Consider the following 20,603-nt stretch of genomic DNA (forward strand, 5'->3'; position numbering starts at 1 on the left):
CCGAGCCAGCGACCTAAAGCGAAAGCTTCACCAGGCCGACGCTTACGGCGAAACGGGTGAGTTCGGGCAGGTTGTACAAGTCGAGCTTTTTCATCAGGTTGGCCCGGTGAGTCTCCACGGTCTTGCTGCTGACGTCCAGAACAGTGGAGATTTCTTTGACGCCCTTCCCTTCGGCCAGCAGCTTGAGCACCTGTTTTTCGCGGGGGGACAGCTGCACCAGGGCCGGCAGGGGTTTGGGATTGAAGGTGGCGGAGAGTTCTTCAACAAGGTCGATCTCGGAGACGCGGGGACTAAGGAAGAGGTAGCCGGCGCGCACGGTCTCGATGGCCTGCACGAGTTCGGTGAAGGACTCTTCTTTAAGAACGTAGCCCTTGGCCCCGGCGCGAAAGGCTTCGCGCACCATGTCGCTTTCGGCGTGGCCGGAGAGGATGATGACGAGGGACTCGGGTTTTTCGGCGACGATCTGCCGGGTGGCTTCGATGCCGTGCAGTACGGGGATCGACATATCCATGACGACGATGTCGGGACGCAGCTCCTGGGCCAGACGCACGGCGCTCTGCCCGTTGTTGGCGGTGGCGACGATTTCCATCCCCTCATGCGCGGCAAACAGGGCCCGCATGCACTCGTGGAAGACCTCATGGTCGTCGACAAAGAGGATTCGTGTCTTGCTGTCCATGGCTCTATCCGAAGCCTGTGGCAGGCTTACTCCCATTCGATGGTCGCCGGGGGCTTGCTGGAAATATCATAGACGACGCGGTTGATACCTTTGACCTCGTTGATGATGCGGTTGCTGATGCGGGCCAGGTCGGCGTAGGGCATGGGATACCAGCCGGCGGTCATGAAATCTTTGGTCTCGACGGCGCGCAGGGCCACCACGTACTCGTAGGTGCGGCCGTCGCCCATGACGCCGACGCTCTTGACGGGCAGAAAAACGGCGAAGGCCTGGCTGATCTTATCGTAGTGCCCGCTGCTGTAGAGCTCTTCGATGTAGATGGCGTCGGCGCGGCGCAGGATATCGGCGTACTCTTTTTTGACTTCGCCGAGAATACGCACGCCCAGGCCGGGCCCCGGGAAGGGGTGACGCCAGACCATCTGCCGGGGCAGCCCCAGCTCTTCGCCGATGGCGCGGACTTCGTCCTTGAACAGTTCGCGCAGGGGTTCGAGCAGCTGCAGTTTCATATAGTCGGGCAGGCCGCCGACGTTGTGATGGCTCTTGATATTGTGAGCTTTGCCCGTTTTGGCCCCGGCCGATTCGATGACGTCGGGGTAGATGGTCCCCTGGGCCAGCCATCGGGCATCGCTGAGCTTGCCGGCTTCTTCCTCGAAGATATCGACGAAGAGGCCGCCGATGATCTTGCGCTTGCGCTCGGGGTCGTTCTCCCCCGAAAGGCCATTGAGGAAGCGCTCTTCGGCATCAACGCGGATGACCTTGACGCCCATGTTTTCGGCGAAGGTGGCCATGACCTGGTCCCCCTCGCCCAGCCGCAGCAGGCCGTTGTCGACAAACACGCAGGTGAGCTGCTCGCCGATGGCCCGATGAATAAGAGCAGCGGCCACGGAGGAATCGACGCCGCCGGAGAGACCGAGGATGACGCGGTCGCCACCGACCTGTTCGCGGATGCGGCTGATGGCATCTTCGATGATGTGCCCCGGCGTCCAGCTGCCGCTGCAGCCGCAGATTTTGCGCACGAAGGTGTCGATGAGGATTTCGCCGCGGGGGGTGTGGTTGACCTCGGGATGAAACTGGACGCCGTATAGCTGGCGCGCCGCATTCTGGATAGCGCACACCGGCGCGTTATCCGTGGAGGCGACAACCTCGAAACCCGCAGGAAGGCGGGAGACGTGGTCGCCGTGGCTCATCCAGACGGGGCTGCTGCCTTCAATGAAAAAGCCGTCAAAGAGCGGGCCGGGCTGGCCCTGACTGTGCAGATCGGCATGGCCGAATTCCCGCTTACCGGCCGGCACCACCTCGCCGCCGAAATGGCGGGACATGAGCTGCATGCCGTAGCAGATACCGAGAACGGGTACACCCAGCTCGAACAGAGCCTCCTCCACGGCCGGCGCCCCCTGGTCGTAAACGGACTTGGGTCCACCGGAGAGGATGATCCCCTGGGGGGCGAAATCACGAATGGCCTGCAGGTCCATGTCGTAAGGATGCAGTTCGCAGTAAACATGGGCTTCACGCACCCGGCGGGCGATGAGCTGCGTGTACTGGGAGCCAAAATCGAGAATGAGAATCTTTTCGCTATGAATATCGGACATGATGACTCCGTATGACGTGAAACGTGAGGTGTTAGGGGGGAAACGTGAGGCGTTAGGGGGGAGGGGTGAGGCATTTACTCCTTACTCCTCACTCTTCCCGCCCCACTCTTCCCGTCTCACGCCTCACCCCTCACCGCCCTACCCCTGGCGCTCGACGCGGTAGTTGGGGGCTTCGTGGGTGATGGCCACGTCGTGGACGTGGGACTCGCGCAGGCCGGCGTTGGTAATGCGCACGAACTGGGCGTTCTTCTGCAGCTCCTTGAGGGTGCGGCAGCCGGTGTAACCCATGCCGGCCCGCAGGCCGCCGAGCAGCTGGTGGATATTGGCCGAGAGGCTGCCGCGATAGGGCACGCGGCCTTCGATCCCTTCGGGGACGAGTTTGACTTCGCTCTCCACGTCGGCCTGGAAGTAACGGTCCTTGCTCCCCATCTTCATGGCGCCGAGGCTGCCCATGCCGCGATAGGATTTATAGGTGCGACCCTGGTAAAGGATGGTTTCGCCCGGCGATTCGTCGGTTCCGGCAAAGAGGGAGCCGATCATGATGATATCGGCGCCGGCGGCGATGGCCTTGGGCAGCTCGCCCGAATACTTGATACCGCCGTCGGCGATGAGGGGGATGCCAGCCTTGTGCGCCACCTTGGCCACGTCGTTGATGGCGCTGATCTGGGGAACACCGACCCCGGCCACCACGCGGGTGGTGCAGATGGAGCCCGGACCGATGCCCACCTTGAGGCCATCGGCGCCCGCCTTGATCAGGGCCTTGGCCGCCTCGGCGGTGGCGATGTTGCCGGCGATGAGCTGCAGATCGGGATAGAGACGTTTGGTGTCGACGACGGCGTCAAGGACCCCCTGTGAATGACCGTGCGCCGTGTCGATGATGACCACGTCGACGCCGGCACGGATGAGGGCTTCGAGGCGCTCCTCGCGGTCGCCACTGACCCCGATGGCGGCGCCGACACGCAGGCGGCCGAACTCATCCTTGCAGGCCATGGGATACTTGCGGACCTTTTCGATATCCTTGATGGTGATCAGCCCTTTGAGGGCGTAGCTGTCGTCAACCACCAGCAGCTTCTCGATGCGGTGCTCATGCAGATGCTGCTTGGCTTCTTCCAGGGTGGTGCCGGGGGGCACGGTGACCAGCTTGTCCTTGGTCATGACGTTGGAGATGGGCTGGTCGAGCCTGGTCTCGAAACGCAGGTCGCGGTTGGTGAGAATACCGACGAGCCGGCCGTCTTTGGTGATGGGCACCCCGGAGATACGGTACTTTTTCATCAGGTCGAGGGCTTCGTAGATCTTCTGGTCGGGATGCATGGTGATGGGATCGACGATCATGCCGCTCTCGGACTTCTTGACCTGGTCGATTTCAAGCGACTGCTCCTGCGGCGTCATATTCTTGTGGACGATGCCGAGGCCGCCTTCACGCGCCATGCAGATGGCGGTGCGTGATTCGGTCACCGTATCCATGGCCGCCGACAGCAGCGGGATATTGAGCTTGATTTTACGGGTCAGGTCGGTGGTCAGATCGACTTCTTTGGGCAAGACTTCCGAATGGGCGGGGACAAGCAAAACGTCGTCGAAGGTCAGGCCTTCGCGTATATCCAGATCCTGCATCGCGATCTCCTTTTGTCGGTTGCTGGGCAAAAACTTTTAATCGATAATGCTATGCAATCTCCCCGGTCTGAGTCAAGGGAAAATACCGCGTCAAACGGGGATGAACATGTTGCGGTCGGTTATGCGACCAAGGAGGCCGACCAGCAGGCGCACCGTGTTCTCCAGATCGCTCAGGGACAGGAGCTCCACCGGGGTATGCATGTAGCGGAGGGGCACGCTGACCAGGGCCGCCGCCACGCCGCCGCGGGTGAGTTGCATGACGTTGGCGTCGGTGCCGGTGGCACGGGGGGCGCCCATGACCTGATAGGGGATATTCTCGTCGCGGGCCGTCTCCACCAGCAGCTCGAAGAGAACGGGATTGATGTTGGCGCCGCGGGCGAGGATCGGTCCCTTGCCGACACGGAAGTCGCCGATCTCCTTCTTGTCGACGTCGGGATAGTCGGTGGAGTGCCCCACCTCGATGGCGATGCCCACGTCGGGGTTGACGCCGTAGGCGCTGGTGGTGCCGCCGCGCAGGCCGATCTCTTCCTGCACGGTGGAGACGCCGAAAAGATCCACCGGCGAGTCGCCGCGCCGTCGCACTTCCTTGAGAACCTGGGCGACGATAAAAGCGCCCATCTTGTCATCAAAGGCGCGGGAGGTGACGCGGTCGCCCTGCAGCCGCTGCAGCCCCACGGCAAAGGTGGCGGGATCGCCGACGGCGACCAGGGTTTCGGCCTCCTGCCGGTTGCTGCAACCGATGTCGATGAACATGTTTTTGAACTTGGCCACCGTGTCGCGTTCTTTGGCCTCGATGAGGTGAATGGGTTTTTTACCGATGACGCCGGGGATGGCGCCAGTCGCGCCGTGCACCCATACCCGCTGGCCGGGGACAAGGTGGGCGTCGACGCCACCAATGGGGCCGAAATAAAGGAAACCGTTGTCGTCGATATACTTGACCATCAGACCGATTTCGTCACAGTGCCCGGCGAGCATGACGCGAGGGACATCATCACGGCTGGCCCGGAGGCGCGCCATGACGTTGCCCATGACGTCGGTTTCGATGCTATCGGCCACGCCGGTCAGTTCCTGGCGGAACACGCGCTGGGCCGGTTGTTCAAACCCGGACGGGCTCGGGGCTTCGACAAATCGTTTAAAAAAAGCAAAATCCTGTTCATTCATAATCAGCGAATCCTCACTCCTCAATCACCATTTCTCACGGCCATCACCCCCAGGGCCTTGCGTACCAGATGGTCGCTGTTGCGACGGGTCTGTTCAAATTGCTCCTCACTCAGACCGGCGCCCAAGGCAATCTTGCGGGCCATGGCCAGGGGCGTCAGATCTCCCGGCGCGTGGCTGTCCGTATTGACCACCAAGCGGGCGCCGTGCTCCAGGGCCATGCGGGCGACGTGACCATTGGTCAGGCTGTGCCCCTTGCGGGTGGTAATTTCCAGGCAGATGCCCCTGCGGGCCGCCAGAGCGGCCTCTTCGGCCGTCATGAGGCCGGGATGGGCCAGAATGTCGACGTCCGCCTCCAGGGCAGCGCGGTTGGTACCGGAGGCAACGGGCTCGACGATGGTTTCGCCGTGGCAGACGACGATCTGGGCGCCAAGACGACGGGCCTCCTGCACGGCGGCAAGGATCATGGGCGGGGGCACGTGGGTCAGTTCGATACCGGCCATCACGGTAAAGCCCCAGGCCTTACCAAGGTCGGCAGCGACGCGAACCAGACGGGGAATAATGAGATCCAGGTTGGAAAAATCACCATGGTCGGTAATGGCCAGGGCACGGTAGCCGACCACGGCCGCCCGCCGGGTCAGTTCCGCCGGGATCAGTTCGCCATCGCTGTAGATGGAATGGGTGTGCAGATCGATCACGATTTATCCTTTTCAAGAGACTGTCGGAAGGGCGCCGCCAGCTGCTGAAGACAGCGAAGAAGGTCCTGCCTCCGGTTGTCGGTCAGGGCGGCCGGATCGAGAGAAAGAACCCGAACCCCGATCTGTCCGGTGAAGAAGCGCTCCGCCTCGGCAACACCCTCTTCGCCGTCAAGCGTGATAACGCCGAAAAGTCGACGCGCGAAGGAATGCCACAGGGGAGCGGCGCTGGCCAGGGAGGGAAGCGCAAAAAGCCGTAGATAAAAGGCCTCGTTGAGGTTCAGGCGACCGGCATCGCCCAGAGGCAGTCCTTCGGCCATGTCGAGAAATCCCCGGTTCGCCTCGAACTCCCCCAGGCCTTGCAGGGCCTGCAGGAAGCTGACCACCCTTTGCTGCGAACGGGCGAGCAGAATCAGCTTGCCACTGGCCCGGTCTGGCATGGCATCGGCCGGTATCAGACGATTTCTCACCGCCAGAATATCCTCGCTACTGAGCAGCGGCTGAATGCTCGCCTTGGTGGCGGTGGCGGGCCGCACCTCTACCAGACCGCGGTCGAGCAGCTCTTTAAGAACCTGCAGAACCTCATAATCGGGTCGCGAACAATGTTCGACAAGGTCGCCGCAGCGCGGATAGTAGGTGAGCAGGTCGAGGATTTCCCTGGTAACGGGACGCAGGTCCTCGGGTACCTGCTGACGAGAAACAGTCAAACCCAGCAGAAGATCGGGCGCCGGCAGGGAACTCCTCTGCTGCATCAGCTCGTCGTTCTGCCGAAGCCCTTCCATGAGCAGATGGTCCATGGGCAAATGAATGCTGGCTTCGACATCCACCTGGGTGGGCGAAAAGGCAAAGAGACCATCGTCCCAGGTAAGCATGCGGTGGAACGCCTTCTCACCGCTCACCTGACCGGTGTGGGCATGAACAACGCAGCCATCCAGCAGATAGATTGTCCCCTTGATCCGCGTGCGGGTAAGGGTCAGCACGCCTTCTTTCTGATTGAGGCTCAATACCTGCAGCAGATCGACCAGCGACAGCCGGCTGAGGCTCCCTTCAAAATCGGCCTTCTTGCGGCTGACCTGGCGGGCCTGACCGGCCCGACGAAAGAACGCGTGAATATCGGCCAGCAGTTGCTCGGTATTGAACGGACGCGGCACAAAACGGTCTTTATGCCGACGGAAGCCTTCGACATTTTCCCCCTCTTCGCCGACGTAGAAGACCGGGATCCCCTCGGTGCGGCTGTTTGCCCGCAGCAGCTGACCGAAGCGGCTGGCGGAAGGCTCCTGAAGACGGGTATCGACGAGGATGAGCGCAGGCGGTGACTTCAGGGCCCATTCAAGGATTCTGGCACTGTCCCCGTCAGATTTCACCTGGTAACCCTGCTGGGACAGCAGAGGGGCCAGGGGGGAAAGGTCGTCCTGGGAGGAGGCAATCAGGATTTGTGCGGTCGGAGAGGCCATGGTCATCCTAGATCAGGGCTTGCAGACGGTACTGCTCCTGGAGTTTGGCGATCAGATTTTCAACAAAAAAGAAGTCACAGCTATGGAAACCAACCACTTCGCCCTCGACCTGGCGGGTAAAGAGGGCATAGGCATGGTCTTCGTTGAGATAAAGCAGAAAATCGACCTGCGAAAAACGCGGATCGTCGATGTAAATGGGATGGATGCGCTGGTAATCCCAATTGACCCTATTCTCGCCACCCAAAAGGAAGAGGGAGGTCGCCGACTGCTCAAGGGCCTCGACCTGGCCAAGGGATTGGCGCACGGTGGCAAAATCAGAACAGCCCCGGTAGACGATGCCTCGCACCCGGTTCGATTCTACCACCTCGCGACAGAAGGCTTCCATCAGCGTATTCATCCTGCCGCTGTCCAGACCAAAAGAACTGCTCTGGGCGAAATCCTCTACCCTGCCACGAGGAGCAGGCGAAGCCCCCTTGTCGGCCAGCAGGCCATCGACGATCTGCCAGAAGGAGAGTGATTCCATGCCAGCCCGCCGAAAAAGACTGTCGGGCAGCTGGGCGATGTTTTTTTCCACCGTGGCCCGCAGAGCAGTAAAGGTGGCGCCATCGACAGGAAAAGAAGCGGAGCGCATGAGCACATCCAGATCGACCTGTTTTTTCGGTCCGACCACACAAAGCTGCCCTGCCAGCGCCTTGCGGATACGCTTCTGGGCCACGAGAGCTCCCCAGTAGTCCGTTTCGGGCAGCAGAATGAAGTACTGATCGGGTGATTCCATGGCCAGTATGTCGGCGTCGCGCAGGACGGACTGCAGGGTGTCGGCCATACGCCCCACCACTTCCCCGAGTTCCCGATCGAGAAACCGGTAGGCGACCTCCCGGTAATTGGCGACAACCAGCTTGATCAGCGACAGGTTTCGGCCGTAGCGGTCACAGCGCCGCAATTCACGCTCGAGGGTGTCCGTGAGAAAAGACAGAGTGTAGCAGCCCTCCGGACGCACGCGGAAACATTGCCGATCAAAGCGACGACGCTGCAGGCTACCGACGAGGGCGCTCGCGGCGAACTCGCCGACGGCATCGGCAACGGCCTGATCCTCACGGCTGAAGTCGGGTCTTTGCGCAGGGCGCTCCACCCGAATAAAGGCCAGAGGCTCCACCCCGGAGAGCAGGGGAAGCCAGAGGGCGGCGCCACGATCCATGGTGACCGCCTTGCCCCCGTGAATAAGCCGGCGCTCTACTTCGTTGGGTCGAAAGACTTCATCCCCGACCGGGGGAACGGACCGCCCGCGACAGCTCTGAAAGCGATATTGCCGACCACCGTCCTCGGCCAGCCAGATGACGGCCCCTTCGGCCTTAAGCAACTCCATGAGGGTATCGAGAATCAGATCGCCGAGACGATCCGGATCGTCCACCTTCAGAAAAACGAGACATTTGCGATAGGCCAGGAGAATGGAGAGGAATTCGAGATTTTCGTTGAACAATTTGGTCCGCTCGACATGGAGAGCCTGGCGGAAGAGGACGCGGTTGATGAGCAGAAGGAATTCCTCTGCATGGATCGGCTTGAGAATATAATCGGCGACACCACGCTTCATGGATTCCACGGCCAGGGTCACGTCATGCTGAGCCGTCACCACGATCACTTCCTGTTCCGGATACAACCGCTTGATGGCCTCCGTGGTCTCCACGCCATTCATGCCCGGCATTTCCATATCGGTAATAACCAGATCGAAGGCGCCTTCCGCGTTGAGGATGTCCAAGGCCTCCTCGCCGCTGGCGGCCACACGAACATCGTATCCCTCGCCACGGAGGAGATCCCGGTAGAGTTCCCGGAAAAATTTTTCGTCGTCTATAGCGAGAAGTCTGCCTTTGGCCATATGCTCACAGGGACTGCTGGCTGTTCAGCCGTGTTTTTCAGGGTTGCGAAAAGATCAGACGGCTTGGGTGTAGCGAAGCCGTCCACACTCTTCAGGAAATCTGCAGATCGCCAAGATGGGAATTTTTATACACGCGCTTGATGCGTACAGGCACAATCTGGCCAATCAGATCACGACTGCCATGAAAGTTGACGATACGGTTCCAGGTCGTGCGGCCGAAAAGCTGGCCGCCGCCCTGGCGACTCTCTCCTTCGACCAGCACATCGAGCACTTGCCCCTGGTCGGCCGCCCAGATCGAGGCCGAAGCGGACTCCTGCAGCGCGATGAGGCGACCGAAGCGCTGTTGCTTGATCTCCGGTGTCAGATCGTCTTTAAGCTTGGCGGCGGCGGTTTCGGGTCGGCTGGAATAGAGGAATGAAAAGACGTCGGCGTAGCGCACCTCCTCCATCAGCGACAGGGTATCGGCGAAATCGGCTTCGGTCTCGCCGGGAAAGCCGACAATGATATCGGAGGTGATGCGAATCTCGGGACAGACCTCCTTGAGGCGGCGCACGATACGCAGGTACTGGGCCCGGGTGTAGCCCCGGTTCATGCTGTGCAGGATGCGATCGGAACCACTCTGCACCGGCAGGTGCAGGTGCCAGCAGAGCTTGTCGAGAGCACCGAAACAGTCGATCAGCTCGTCGGAGAGGTCCTTGGGATGCGAGGTGGTGAATCGGATGCGCTCGATCCCCTCAATCTCCTGGACACGGTGCAGCAACTGAGCGAAGGAGATCTCGCCCACTTCTTTGCGGCCGTAGGAATTGACATTCTGGCCGATAAGCGTCACCTCCCGTACGCCCTGCCCGGCCAGATGCCGGACCTCGTCGAGAACCTGAGTGCTGGGACGGCTGACCTCGCGACCGCGCACGTAGGGGACGATGCAGTACGAGCAGAAATTGTCGCAGCCCTGCATAACGGTGACGAAACGGCTGACCGACTCGCCCGGAGCGCGATCCGGAAAAAGGCGCAGCCGGGTGTCGCGGTCGAGAAATTCCGTTTCGAGGCAGCGGGCGCGGTTTTTTTCCACATCCCGCACCATGTCCGGCAGTTTATGCACGTTGTGGGTACCGAAGACCAGGTCGAGATAGGGCAGCTTGTCGAGCAGGCGCTGGCCTTCCTGCTGAGCCACGCAGCCGCCGACGCCGATGATAAGACCGGGGTTTTCTTCTTTGATGGGTTTGAAGCGGCCGAGATGCCCGTAGACCTTGCGTTCGGCCTTGTCACGGATGGAGCAGGTGTTGAGCAGCACCAGGTTGGCGCTTTCGGGAGCTTCGACCTGCCGGTAACCGATCCCTTCCAGCAGAGCGACGATGCGCTCCGAGTCCACCACATTCATCTGGCAGCCGAACGTTTCGAGATAAAAGCGTTTTTCCATAGCCACGCGATCAAGAATCCTTCAGAAAATGAGTTCCGGGATGGTAATCAATCGAACCGCCAAATGTCAAACGCTAAAACGAAAAAGGGACTCAGCCTCTTTCCTTTCCGTGCCCGGGTTGGGGTTTAAACAGGATGGTGAGCGTTTCGGGGTGTTCGAGACAAAAGAGCCGCAGAAGACGACGTTCGTAACCAAACCGCAGCGAGACCGTGGCCAGCTGAGGCCCGTGCCGATCCACTGAGAAGTCGACGAGGTCGGCAAGCTCTCTGGAAGCGCAGCGGTCACGGAGCAGGCCACCCCGCCAGTAAATACGGTGGTTCGTCAGTACATAGTCAACGCGCACCCAGAATAATCGGCAAAGCACGGGCAGCCCGACGGCCAGCAGCAGGCCAGCTACCAGCAGGAGCAGGCTCATCCCGGCGGGCAAAAAAGACCATCCGGCCAGGCCAAAACAAAGAATCAGCACCCCGGCCCAACCGAGGCGCCAGTATCGAAAAGTATAACAGCGGGGAGCCGGACGGCCTCGCCAAAGTATCCGCTCGCCATTTTGCAACAAGGGCTGCCAGCTCACAGCCTCCCACCCAGGGCCTTTATCCGGCCGGCAGCCGCCTGGCCGAGTTTGCCCTGAGGGTCGGCCTTGGCGACCGCCTGATAGAGCTCCAGGGCTTTGGCGGTCTGAGCCGTCTTCTCGTAAGCCTCCGCCAGCAGATAGGCCCCCTGCAGGCTGGGCATAAGCTCCATGGCCTTTTCCAGCTCCGTAACGGCGGCCTGGTTTTCATTGCGCTGGAGATAGACATAGCCCAAACCCATACGAGATTCATAATAGTTGTCATTCAGTCGGATGGCTTCCTGCAGGTAGCGCCTGGCCGGCGCCAGATCACCCATCCGCAGCGAGGCCAATCCCAGGCCGGTATAGATGAGGGCTTCCCCCGGGGCCGCGTCCAGAGCCTGCAGATAAGTCTCGATGGCGGCGGTCATATTGTTCTGGACTTCGAGCTGCTGGGCGGCGTCATAGAGCTCATAGGCTTTCTTCTTGGCCCGTAAGCCGGCCGTGGCCTTCAGGAAGGGATCTTCCCGGAAGGAAAAATCGCCGGCCTGCAGGGTAAAGGCATATTGCGACCGCACATAATCCTGGTTGGCCAGCATGCGATCCCTGGAAAAGGGGTGTGTGCGAAAGAGACCACTGAGCCACATGGGTTCGGCGCTTCCTTCGGTTTGGCGATAGAAGAATTCCTGCAGCTGCACACTGCCCAGCGGGTTGTAGCCTGCCCTGACCATGTAATCGATGCCAAGGCGGTCGGATTCGCGTTCCTGCTCACGACTGTACGAACTGTCCAGCAGCTGGGCGGCGACTTGCCCCGCCTGCTGAGCCACTGGCCCGTAGGCGGACTCACCTGTCACGCCGGTAAGTACAGCCATGCCCAGACCCAGCAACGTACCGCGCTGCATTCCGGCCACGGAATGGCGGGCGGTCACGTGGCCGACCTCATGGCCCAGTACGGCGGCCAGCTGGGCCTCGTTTTCCAGCTCCACCAGCAGGCCGCGCGAGATGGCGATATATCCACCCGGTAGAGCGAAGGCATTAGGGGAAGAATCGTTCACCACCTTGAACTGGTAGGGAAGCTCGGGACGCTGGCTAACGCGGCCCAGCTTGGCGCCGACCTCCTGGACATAGCGGGCCAGCGCCGGATCGGGATATTCACCCTTCATCTGCTGAATGACCTGCGGATAGCTTTTCTCGCCGATGGCGATCTCTTCTTCCGTCGAAACCTGGAAAAGGGCCAGTTCTTTTTTCCCGGTGACGGGATTGACGGCACAACCGTCCAGAAAAAGGAACATCAGGAGGGACAGAAGAATAACGGCGTGATTGAGTGGCTTCATGGCAGAAGACCTCCTTGTCGCAAGATATCCGTGTAAAATTAGATATTAATGCGGATATCCCAGTCATGCAACCCTTCCGTCAAAAGAACGCCTTTTCCTAAATAACGACTGTAACCCCTTATTTTTTTCTGGATTTTAATGATCGTCTCCCCTATTATTGGAGGGTTTTCCCGTCAGTCGCAATCAAAGAGAGTCGCAGAACTCAAAAGAGGAGCCACAGAGAATCGTATGTCGGAAAAAATTCGCAATATCGCAATTATCGCCCACGTTGACCATGGCAAGACAACCCTGGTGGATGCCATGCTCAAGCAATCCGGGGTGTTTCGTGAAAACCAGGTCATTACCGAAAGAGTCATGGACAGCAACGATCTGGAAAAGGAACGGGGCATCACCATCCTCTCCAAAAACCTGTCCATCCATCACGGTGGCCTTAAAATAAATATCGTCGATACACCCGGCCACGCCGATTTCGGCGGTGAGGTCGAACGCGTCCTCAAGATGGTCGACTCGGTGCTGCTGCTGGTGGACGCCTTCGATGGCCCCATGCCCCAGACCCGCTTCGTGCTGAAGAAATCCCTTGACCTCGGCCTCAAGCCCATCGTGGTCATCAACAAGATCGACCGCCCCGGCGCTCGCCCGGAAGAGGTGGTCAACATGGTCTTTGACCTCTTCTGCGAGCTTAACGCCGATGAAAAGCAGCTCGACTTCCCCATCGTCTACGCCAGCGCCAAAAACGGCTATGCCATGCGCGAACTCGAAGACGAGTCCAAAGATCTGGAACCCTTGTTCAAGATGATCGCCGAGCGCGTGTCGGCGCCGGAGGCCAACCCCGATGCGCCTTTCCAGATGCTGGTAACCAACATCGACTACAATGACTATATCGGCCGCATCGCCACGGGCAAGATCTTCAACGGCCGCGTCAAAACGGGCAGCACCATCGCCGTCATCAGCCGCGAAGGCAAGATCACCCGCGGCCGCGTCAGCAAGCTGCTGGGCTACGAAGGCCTCAGGCAGATCGAACTGGAAGAGGCTTTCGCCGGAGACATCATTAACATCGCTGGCTTTGACGAAGTGGGCATCGGCGAGACCTTTGCCGACGCCGCCAACCCCATCGCCCTGCCCTATGTGGCGATCGACGAGCCGACCCTGTCGATGAATTTCATCGTGAACGATTCCCCCTTCGCCGGTCTGGAAGGCAAATTCGTCACCTCGCGCAACATTCGCGAGCGCCTGACGCGCGAACTGCGCACCAACGTCTCTCTGCGGGTGGAAGACACGGACAACACCGACACCTTCAAAGTGTCTGGACGCGGTGAACTGCACCTCTCCATCCTCATCGAAAACATGCGCCGCGAAGGATACGAACTCTCCGTCTCCAAGCCCGAGGTCATCTATCGCGAAATCGACGGCGTGCGCTGCGAGCCGATGGAATACCTGGTCATTGACGTCCCCGAGGAGTTCCAGGGTACGGTCATCGAAAAGCTCGGCACCCGCAAGGCGGAAATGGTCTCCATGCAACCCATGGAAGGTGTCAACCGCCTCGAATTCGTCATCCCCGCCCGCGGGCTTATCGGTTTCCGCAGCGAGTTCCTCACCGACACGCGCGGCACCGGCGTCATGAATCACACCTTCCACGAATACGCCCCCTACAAGGGCCCCATCAGCAGTCGGAAGAACGGCGTCCTTATCGCTCTGGAATCCGGTGAAACCGTGGCATACTCGCTCTTCAACCTGCAGGATCGCGGCATTCTTTTTGTTGCCCCGGGGGTCAACGTCTATGAAGGCATGATCATCGGCCAGCACGCCAAGGAAAACGACCTCATCGTCAACGCCTGCAGAGGCAAGAAGCTGACCAACGTACGCGCTTCCGGCAGCGACGACACCGTCCGCCTGACGCCGCCGCGTATTCTAACCCTGGAGCAGGCGCTCGAATACATCGATGACGATGAACTGGTGGAAGTAACGCCGAAATCGATTCGGCTTCGCAAAAAGTATCTCGACGCCAACGATCGCAAAAAACACGAGAAGAAAAACAAATAGAAGAATCATCTCTCCGCTTCCATCCATTAATAAAAAGGCCCCGAATTTCGGGGCCTTTTCTGTAGCGTCTTCGCCAAAACCAACCTCTTTCTCTCGCGAAGCATAATAGCGGTTTATTCTGGAAATAATTATTTTATTTCAATGAGTTAACCGGTACAACCACCCACCACGCACCATCCCGCACCATGGATATAAACAAGCGGTATACCCAATAAAACAAACTCAGCGCTAACATATTGTTTTAAAATGCTTTTTTTGTTTTTTACCCTTGCATTCGCGGAGAGAACTCTTATACTGGATAAAGATTTTGGTAAAAAAAACCATATAACACCAGTCGAAGGAGAAAAGAGATGGAGTGCCCCATCTGCAAGAACACCAAGCATATTGAACTGAACTCTCACACCGATGGTTTCGCCAAGAATCTTCAGGAATGTGGCGACTGCGGCCTGCTGTGGATCTACAACGGCAAGGACGCCATCATCGTTCGGGATCCCTCCCAGAAACTGGCAGCCAACCAGTAAACGGAACCGGATTACCATTTAACCGCTGTACCCAAAAAGAACGCCACCAGACTCCTGTTGAAGCGGGAGAATGGTGGCGTTTTCCATTTCAGGCCGGGCCCTTGCCCCCGGGAACCTACCGGGACGATGGGGATCCGATAAAACCCAGCCGCTCGATAAGAATCTGAGCGAGCTTCTCACCCAGTTTCTCCCGCGCCAGCGTGTCGGCCCGGGAGGCAATCTGCGACCCTTCCCGCACATTCACCCGCACAGCGTCGAGGATCTTGCCATCGGGCTCGACAAATTCGACCTGGGCGGCAGCGGCGACCCAGTGCCAGGGGTCGGACGCCTTGTAGGCATCCACGCTGACATGCCCCAGCAACCGCACATCGCCGGCGATGGAAGGGGCCAGCTGAATGCCCAGACCGGTCAACGACTGGATCACCGCTCCCCGCACGATACCATCGCGATCATCCTGCAGATCGATGCCGACCTGAATCGTACCAGCCACTTCATCGGCTTTGGCCGCAATGGCCGCCGTGGCATAAGGCGGTTCCGCGACAAAACCAGAGGGGTCGGCAATACGCAGATCGGCGGCCAGAGTGCGTCGCAGTTCAAGGGCCTTCAGAGCCTGCAGATAGTGTCCAAGCGCCCTGAATCTGGTTCTGGCCTGCTCAGCCTGACGAACCTGAGCCATGGCGGTCTGGTCGGCTTCGTTTATCTCGGCGCGCAATGCCTGGCTCGTCTGCAGGCGATCCAACACCGCGAGGGCGTGCCAGAGGCCAGCCTTTTCATCCTGCCAGACCTCGGCAACACGAACCCCGGAGAGGACCTTGTCGCTGGTGGCGACAAGGTCAGCCTGCACAGCCTGCCGGTATCCGGCACCAGCAATGTTGCCGGCACGATTGAGCCACTCCGACTCGGTGCTGACTTCCCTTGAGGCGATATGCACCGTAAATATCTTGGCCAACTCGGAGCGGGCACGGTTTTCAGCCTCAGCCCGGGTAGAGGCCATCCCCACACCCACCAGGTAAGCCTGTTCGGGATAGAGCGTACTTTTTCCCAAAGTCCACTCGGGGGGTTTGGGCGCACAGGACGCCAGCAGTACCAGGGTCAGCAGACCCACCAGCACACCAATCCATCTCATGGTGAAACCTCCTTGTCATACCGTTGCATGCCTCAATAGAGCCGTAGCGTCACAAAGCGAACGGCAGTTTCTGCCGGCCGTACACGGCAAGCCCACCGGTCTTGTCCTTCCCGTATCAGGATCTGACGGCTGTCCTCTGGAGCGGGCAGGAGAGCCAGATGAATTTCAGCCGGCAGCATCGACCAGGAACGCAAATCAGCCCGTTCCGTGACCAGCGCCGTAATCTGCATGGCCAGACCGGCCAGCGGTCCGTTGTTCTTTTCAACCTGGCGGGCCGCCACCTGCTTGGCGGTCGCACGAGCGATGGCCTTGGCGAGGATACGACCATTGCGGTCCTCGAGACTGGCCCGGGCCACTTTTTCCACATCCTCTACCCGCTCGGGCCTCACCCAGTTTTCCCCATCCACGGACACTTCCAATCGACGAACCGGCTGCTTGCGGTCAACAAACTCGGGCAACGCCAGCTTGACCGGGAAACCTTGCGACGTGGGGAAAAGGGCGAAGACTTCCTGTTTGATCGGCACCATCCCGGAGGCAACAATGACGGCGACTAACGGCCGTCCATCTTCCTCGGTCAGTTCAAGCCCCTCAGCCTGATCAAGGTAGTGGCGATATTCCTCCAGCAGGCCCGAGCGCCTGGCACTGATCAGCAAACGATTCCAGAGAAAATCGGGTTCGCGCACCCCATATTTCGGATAATTGTTCTGATAGAGCTCGAGGCTTTTTCGGTAGGCGATGAAGGCATCGTTGTTTTCCCCCAGAGCCTCATAAATCAAACCGGTCAGCAGCCGAAGATAGGCACTCTCCTTGAATCTGTCCCCGCTGCCGAAAGTGTCGGCAAAGTAGTTCAGCTTCTGGTCAATCTTGCGGCTCTCGATGCGGGCCCCCTCAAGATCACCCATATTGATAAAGTTCAGGGCCTTGTAATAATTGAGGTAGACCGTTTCGTAATCGGCGCCGCTGTAGGCAATGAGATGATCATTGGTGACAAAGCTGAGAGTTTCCGCCGACAGACTGCGCGTAAACAACTGCTCGACAAGCTGATCCGCTTCCTCGAAGGCCTCGTTACTGAGAGCGTACTCCCCGCCAAGATGCAGCAGAAGACCCTTTTCCATCAGAAACAGCAGGCGGTTTTTGTCGCTACGAGCCAGCGAGGATTTTTCCAGAACAGCAAGGGCGCCGCCATATTCGCCGGATAAAGCCAGGGCGGAACTCCGCTCCAGAGCGCGCTGGTAATCGGCGCAGCCTGTCAGAGCGGCCAGCACCAGCACGCCAGCCAGCAGCGCTTTTCCCCACCGACCCATCTCTTTTCGTGTCATCGCCACCAATACCGTCGCCGGACCGATTAAAGTTTAAAGCGAGCCCGCTCGACGAATTTCTTGATTTTCTTCTCTCCCAACCAGACCTTGCGATTATTGACCATGTCGATCAGTTCGAGGTTCACCTGATAGAAGACGACCATCTCCTTGCCCTCACGATCGACGATGGAATTGATGGAGCCGATGAGCATGAAGTCGGCGCCGGCTTCCATGCCGGGGGCCTTGCGCGTCTCCGGTGACGCGTGAAGATCCTGATCGAGACGCTCCTCCCTCACGCCCTCGCGCTCCTCAGCTGAGGCGACAAAGTTGGCCCGTCCCGAGTTGATCAGAGCCCTTTCCAGATCCTTGGTAAAAGTTTCCGTGCTGATATGCTCGGACGAACGATTGCGGATCTGGCCGACGATCATGTCGGGCCTCTGGCCGGTACGGGTGACGAATTGGGACAGCCAGGGTGTGTTCAGGCAGTCCTGCACCATGGCTTCGGCGACCAGACGGCTGTCCGTATCGTTCCAGCGCCCCGACAGGTCACGCACTTCGTCTGTAGCAATGCGGGTCACCTTGGTGCCGCACCCGACAAGGCCCAGAATCAGCAGCAGCAAAAAAAGGTTAAAAAAGCGCAATCCAGACATTTTCATGCTATCTCCTTCCCTCTTCCAGACGGATTTCATCAAAAGCCTTTTCGGCATTGGAATGAACAAACCCACGCAGATCCGGATCCATCTCCTTCATCTGCTCCAGGGTCGCCTTGACGCCATCAAGGTCGAGGCGGACAAGGGTGTAGATGGTTTGGGTTTCGGGATCCTTCCAGCGATCGACCACCTTCGCCCCCTTGACCGAGACCTGGGTAAAGGTCTTGAGACTCTGCTCCACCTGCTGGGAGGTCATCTCCTGCCGTCCCATGGCGGCTGCCGTCGAAGTCTGATAATCGCGATACAGATTGGCTACATAGGTATCAAGCTGCTTGGCGATATCGGCCCGAGCCCGTTGATCTGCCGTCTGTACCGCCAGCGTCTGGCTGGAAATGCCGGCCACGGCGCCGACACCGTAGAAGACCCGGTCGCCTTCTTTCTTAAAGGCACCGCTACCCTGATTGACCCAGTCAGGGCCGCCGGCAACGAGTTTGTGTTTGCTGCTGCATGCGATCAGTGACAGCAACGCCAGGATCACGACCATTGTCCTGAGAAAAACTCTCATCTTCATATCTCCTTTGCCAACAAAAGGAACCACGACTGAAAAACAAGCTGAAACAGGGATCACCCTTTTAATGCTCGCCAAGTTTAACAGGAATACCTGGAATTATCATGGGAAAAATGGTATGACACACTACTAAAAAAGGATTCCCGCCCCGCCCCCAGACCCTTTTACCCCGAGGAGATTTAGCCATGGCCGCTCCCCTTTTCTCGCCTTTTCGCCTTAAGAACCTTGAACTTGCCAACCGCTTCGTGCGCAGTGCCACCTGGGAGGGGATGTGCGACGAAAAGGGCGCGCCTGGTAAAAAGCTGGAAGACTATTACCGGCAACTGGTACGTGGAGGCGTCGGCCTGATCATCTCAGGTTACACCTTTGTTCGTGCCGACGGCAAACAGCTGCCGGGCAAGATGGGCATTGACAGCGACGCCCTGCTGCCGTCACTGCAAAGTCTGGTCCAGGCCGTACATGACGAAGGCGGTCTGCTGATGTGCCAGCTGGTTCACGCCGGCGGCCAGACCAGCAGCAAAGCCACCGGCATTACACCACTGGCTCCGTCAGCCCTTGATTTCCCCAGTTACGGCGAGACGCCCCGTGAAATGACCGTGGAGGATATTCGCAACATCGTGACGGCCTTTGCCGAGGGAGCGGCCCGGGCTCAAAAGGCCGGGTTTGACGGCATTCAACTGCACGGCGCCCACGGCTACCTCATTCACCAGTTCCTTTCGCCCCTGACCAACCAGCGACGGGACGATTACGGCGGCACCCTGGAGAACCGCAGCCGTTTTCTTTTCGAGGTCTATGCGGCCGTGCGCAAGGCGGTAGGGAACGACTTTCCCGTTGCCATCAAACTGACGGCAGCGGACAACCTGCCCGATGGTTTTTCCATTGAAGAGGCGGTGGAGGTCGCGAAAAAGCTGGATGTTCAGGGCATAGACGCCATTGAAGTCAGCTCGGGCAGCGCCGCCTCCGGGGCCGCCTCCCCCGTACGTCAGGGAATCGATACGCCCGCCGACGAGGCCTACAATGCTCCCTTCGCCCGCCGTATCAAACAAGCCGTTTCCGCTCCAGTCATGGTCGTCGGCGGCCTGCGTTCGAGCGCCGTCATCACGCGTCTGCTCGAAAATGGCGATGCCGACCTCTTCGCCTTGAGCCGCCCCCTGATCCGTGAACCCGACCTGGTCCGGCGCTGGCAAAAGGATGAAAATCACCGCGCCACTTGCATTTCCTGCAATGGCTGCTTCCGTCCCGGCCTCAAAGAAGGGGGCATCGACTGCGTCGTCGAGAGGATTGAGCAGAAAAATCGCACACCCGTCATGTGAACCGCATCGTGCGACTGCGGCTTTGGACTTGAAAAAAGAGAACGTTGCGACTATATTGGCGCCGACTTTGACGCCCAAAACGATGACTTGGCTTGTCGGGAGGTTGTGTGGAAAAAGAACTCAATGCCAAAGAAAAAGAAATCCTGCTCGCCATGGCCCGCAAGGCGATTGAAACCTACGTGCGCACCGGTGAGACCTACGTCGAGCCCCGCGAGGAAAAGATTCTCAATCGCCGCAACGGCTGTTTTGTCACGATCAAACAGAAAGGCAAGCTGCGAGGGTGTATCGGCAACTTTCAATCAGAACTGCCCCTCTTCAAGGAGGTCGTCGAAATCGCCATCTCTTCAGCCACCCGCGACCCCCGCTTCTATCCCATAAAAGAGGAGGATCTCGACGATTTTTCCCTGGAAATTTCCGTTCTCTCCCCCTTAAAAAAAATCGAGGATCTCACGGAAATCGAAGTCGGCAAACACGGCATCTATCTGGAAAAAGGCTATTACCGGGGGGTGCTGCTCCCCCAGGTGGCGACCGAGCATGGCTGGGATCGCGATACTTTCCTCATGCAGACCTGCATCAAGGCCGGCTTGCCGCCGGAAGCCGCCGAGGCCGAAGATACCGAGATCTACATCTTCAGCGCCCAGGTCTTCGGCGAAGACCAGCCTGCATCCTGAAAAAAGCGGCCCCTAAAAAGGCCGCTTTTTTTGTCATCATCCTGTCAAAAGAGCCGGTGCCCAGGAAA

The 20,603-nt window shown here is 59.1% G+C and carries 18 protein-coding genes; 4 read left to right on the forward strand and 14 right to left on the reverse strand.

Annotated features, from left to right (window positions below; genetic code table 11):
• Window positions 1-13: 13 nt before the first annotated feature.
• The 10 genes from AOP6_RS09815 to AOP6_RS09860 form a co-directional block, all read right to left on the reverse strand.
• Window positions 14-676, reverse strand: coding sequence for a response regulator transcription factor (locus AOP6_RS09815; RefSeq protein WP_213194541.1), 663 nt, complete (start codon window positions 674-676; stop codon window positions 14-16).
• A 26-nt stretch (window positions 677-702) separates the two neighbouring features.
• Window positions 703-2,265 (reverse strand): glutamine-hydrolyzing GMP synthase, encoded by a 1,563-nt coding sequence (guaA, locus tag AOP6_RS09820; protein WP_155876563.1) that lies wholly within the window; start codon window positions 2,263-2,265, stop codon window positions 703-705.
• Window positions 2,266-2,400: 135 nt separating this feature from the next.
• The gene (gene guaB / locus AOP6_RS09825) at window positions 2,401-3,873 is read right to left on the reverse strand and encodes an IMP dehydrogenase (RefSeq protein WP_155876564.1); all 1,473 of its coding nucleotides are present in this window, start codon (window positions 3,871-3,873) and stop codon (window positions 2,401-2,403) included.
• Between the two features lie 90 nt (window positions 3,874-3,963).
• Window positions 3,964-5,034, reverse strand: a complete 1,071-nt coding sequence (locus AOP6_RS09830; protein WP_155876565.1) for a M42 family metallopeptidase — start codon at window positions 5,032-5,034, stop codon at window positions 3,964-3,966.
• Window positions 5,035-5,054: 20 nt separating this feature from the next.
• A complete protein-coding gene (locus tag AOP6_RS09835) occupies window positions 5,055-5,729 on the reverse strand; it encodes a histidinol phosphate phosphatase domain-containing protein (RefSeq protein ID WP_155876566.1) in 675 nt (224 codons plus the stop codon).
• Window positions 5,726-7,180 (reverse strand): DUF4388 domain-containing protein, encoded by a 1,455-nt coding sequence (locus AOP6_RS09840; RefSeq protein WP_213194542.1) that lies wholly within the window; start codon window positions 7,178-7,180, stop codon window positions 5,726-5,728. Before AOP6_RS09840 ends, AOP6_RS09835 begins: the two co-directional genes overlap by 4 nt.
• Before the next feature lie 7 nt (window positions 7,181-7,187).
• A complete protein-coding gene (locus AOP6_RS09845; protein ID WP_155876568.1) occupies window positions 7,188-9,050 on the reverse strand; it encodes a response regulator in 1,863 nt (620 codons plus the stop codon).
• A gap of 91 nt (window positions 9,051-9,141) precedes the next feature.
• Complete coding sequence (miaB, locus tag AOP6_RS09850; protein ID WP_213194543.1) at window positions 9,142-10,473, reverse strand: tRNA (N6-isopentenyl adenosine(37)-C2)-methylthiotransferase MiaB; 1,332 nt, start codon at window positions 10,471-10,473, stop codon at window positions 9,142-9,144.
• A gap of 85 nt (window positions 10,474-10,558) precedes the next feature.
• The gene (locus AOP6_RS09855; RefSeq protein ID WP_155876569.1) at window positions 10,559-10,894 is read right to left on the reverse strand and encodes a hypothetical protein; all 336 of its coding nucleotides are present in this window, start codon (window positions 10,892-10,894) and stop codon (window positions 10,559-10,561) included.
• Window positions 10,895-11,034: 140 nt separating this feature from the next.
• Entirely contained in the window at window positions 11,035-12,348 is a 1,314-nt protein-coding gene (locus tag AOP6_RS09860; RefSeq protein WP_155876570.1) for a M48 family metallopeptidase, read from the reverse strand.
• A 228-nt stretch (window positions 12,349-12,576) separates the two neighbouring features.
• Here AOP6_RS09860 and typA point away from each other — a divergent pair, with 228 nt between their 5' ends.
• Window positions 12,577-14,388 carry a translational GTPase TypA gene (gene typA / locus AOP6_RS09865; protein WP_155876571.1) on the forward strand — a complete coding sequence of 604 codons (1,812 nt, stop codon included), beginning with the start codon at window positions 12,577-12,579 and terminating at the stop codon, window positions 14,386-14,388.
• A 350-nt stretch (window positions 14,389-14,738) separates the two neighbouring features.
• Window positions 14,739-14,909, forward strand: coding sequence for a hypothetical protein (locus tag AOP6_RS09870; RefSeq protein WP_213194545.1), 171 nt, complete (start codon window positions 14,739-14,741; stop codon window positions 14,907-14,909).
• Between the two features lie 115 nt (window positions 14,910-15,024).
• On the opposite strand, the gene AOP6_RS09875 is transcribed toward AOP6_RS09870, so the two are convergent.
• From AOP6_RS09875 to AOP6_RS09890, 4 genes are read right to left on the reverse strand one after another with little or no spacing between them, the layout of a single operon-like run.
• Entirely contained in the window at window positions 15,025-16,035 is a 1,011-nt protein-coding gene (locus AOP6_RS09875) for an LPP20 family lipoprotein (protein WP_155876572.1), read from the reverse strand.
• Between the two features lie 32 nt (window positions 16,036-16,067).
• Window positions 16,068-17,354 carry a hypothetical protein gene (locus AOP6_RS09880; protein WP_155876573.1) on the reverse strand — a complete coding sequence of 429 codons (1,287 nt, stop codon included), beginning with the start codon at window positions 17,352-17,354 and terminating at the stop codon, window positions 16,068-16,070.
• Between the two features lie 26 nt (window positions 17,355-17,380).
• Window positions 17,381-17,989, reverse strand: coding sequence for a penicillin-binding protein activator LpoB (locus AOP6_RS09885; RefSeq protein WP_213194546.1), 609 nt, complete (start codon window positions 17,987-17,989; stop codon window positions 17,381-17,383).
• Window position 17,990: 1 nt separating this feature from the next.
• Complete coding sequence (locus AOP6_RS09890) at window positions 17,991-18,548, reverse strand: LPP20 family lipoprotein (protein WP_213194547.1); 558 nt, start codon at window positions 18,546-18,548, stop codon at window positions 17,991-17,993.
• Between the two features lie 188 nt (window positions 18,549-18,736).
• Between AOP6_RS09890 and AOP6_RS09895 the strand changes: the two genes are divergently transcribed.
• Both AOP6_RS09895 and amrA read left to right on the forward strand, forming a co-directional pair.
• On the forward strand, window positions 18,737-19,864 hold the full coding sequence (locus AOP6_RS09895; protein ID WP_155876575.1) for an NADH:flavin oxidoreductase: 1,128 nt from the start codon (window positions 18,737-18,739) through the stop codon (window positions 19,862-19,864).
• A gap of 107 nt (window positions 19,865-19,971) precedes the next feature.
• Entirely contained in the window at window positions 19,972-20,535 is a 564-nt protein-coding gene (gene amrA / locus AOP6_RS09900; protein ID WP_155876576.1) for an AmmeMemoRadiSam system protein A, read from the forward strand.
• Window positions 20,536-20,603 lie beyond the last annotated feature (68 nt).

This window comes from Desulfuromonas sp. AOP6 (genome assembly GCF_009731355.2).
Lineage (GTDB): Bacteria > Desulfobacterota > Desulfuromonadia > Desulfuromonadales > SZUA-540 > SZUA-540.

Coding starts and splice junctions, on each gene's coding strand:
- AOP6_RS09815 (WP_213194541.1), bottom strand. CDS start 676: ATGGACAGCAAGACACGAATCCTCTTTGTCGACGACCATGAGGTCTTC.
- guaB (WP_155876564.1), bottom strand. CDS start 3,873: ATGCAGGATCTGGATATACGCGAAGGCCTGACCTTCGACGACGTTTTG.
- AOP6_RS09830 (WP_155876565.1), bottom strand. CDS start 5,034: ATGAATGAACAGGATTTTGCTTTTTTTAAACGATTTGTCGAAGCCCCG.
- AOP6_RS09840 (WP_213194542.1), bottom strand. CDS start 7,180: ATGGCCTCTCCGACCGCACAAATCCTGATTGCCTCCTCCCAGGACGAC.
- AOP6_RS09845 (WP_155876568.1), bottom strand. CDS start 9,050: ATGGCCAAAGGCAGACTTCTCGCTATAGACGACGAAAAATTTTTCCGG.
- AOP6_RS09860 (WP_155876570.1), bottom strand. CDS start 12,348: ATGAAGCCACTCAATCACGCCGTTATTCTTCTGTCCCTCCTGATGTTC.
- typA (WP_155876571.1), top strand. CDS start 12,577: ATGTCGGAAAAAATTCGCAATATCGCAATTATCGCCCACGTTGACCAT.
- AOP6_RS09870 (WP_213194545.1), top strand. CDS start 14,739: ATGGAGTGCCCCATCTGCAAGAACACCAAGCATATTGAACTGAACTCT.
- AOP6_RS09875 (WP_155876572.1), bottom strand. CDS start 16,035: ATGAGATGGATTGGTGTGCTGGTGGGTCTGCTGACCCTGGTACTGCTG.
- AOP6_RS09880 (WP_155876573.1), bottom strand. CDS start 17,354: ATGACACGAAAAGAGATGGGTCGGTGGGGAAAAGCGCTGCTGGCTGGC.
- AOP6_RS09885 (WP_213194546.1), bottom strand. CDS start 17,989: ATGAAAATGTCTGGATTGCGCTTTTTTAACCTTTTTTTGCTGCTGCTG.
- AOP6_RS09890 (WP_213194547.1), bottom strand. CDS start 18,548: ATGAGAGTTTTTCTCAGGACAATGGTCGTGATCCTGGCGTTGCTGTCA.
- AOP6_RS09895 (WP_155876575.1), top strand. CDS start 18,737: ATGGCCGCTCCCCTTTTCTCGCCTTTTCGCCTTAAGAACCTTGAACTT.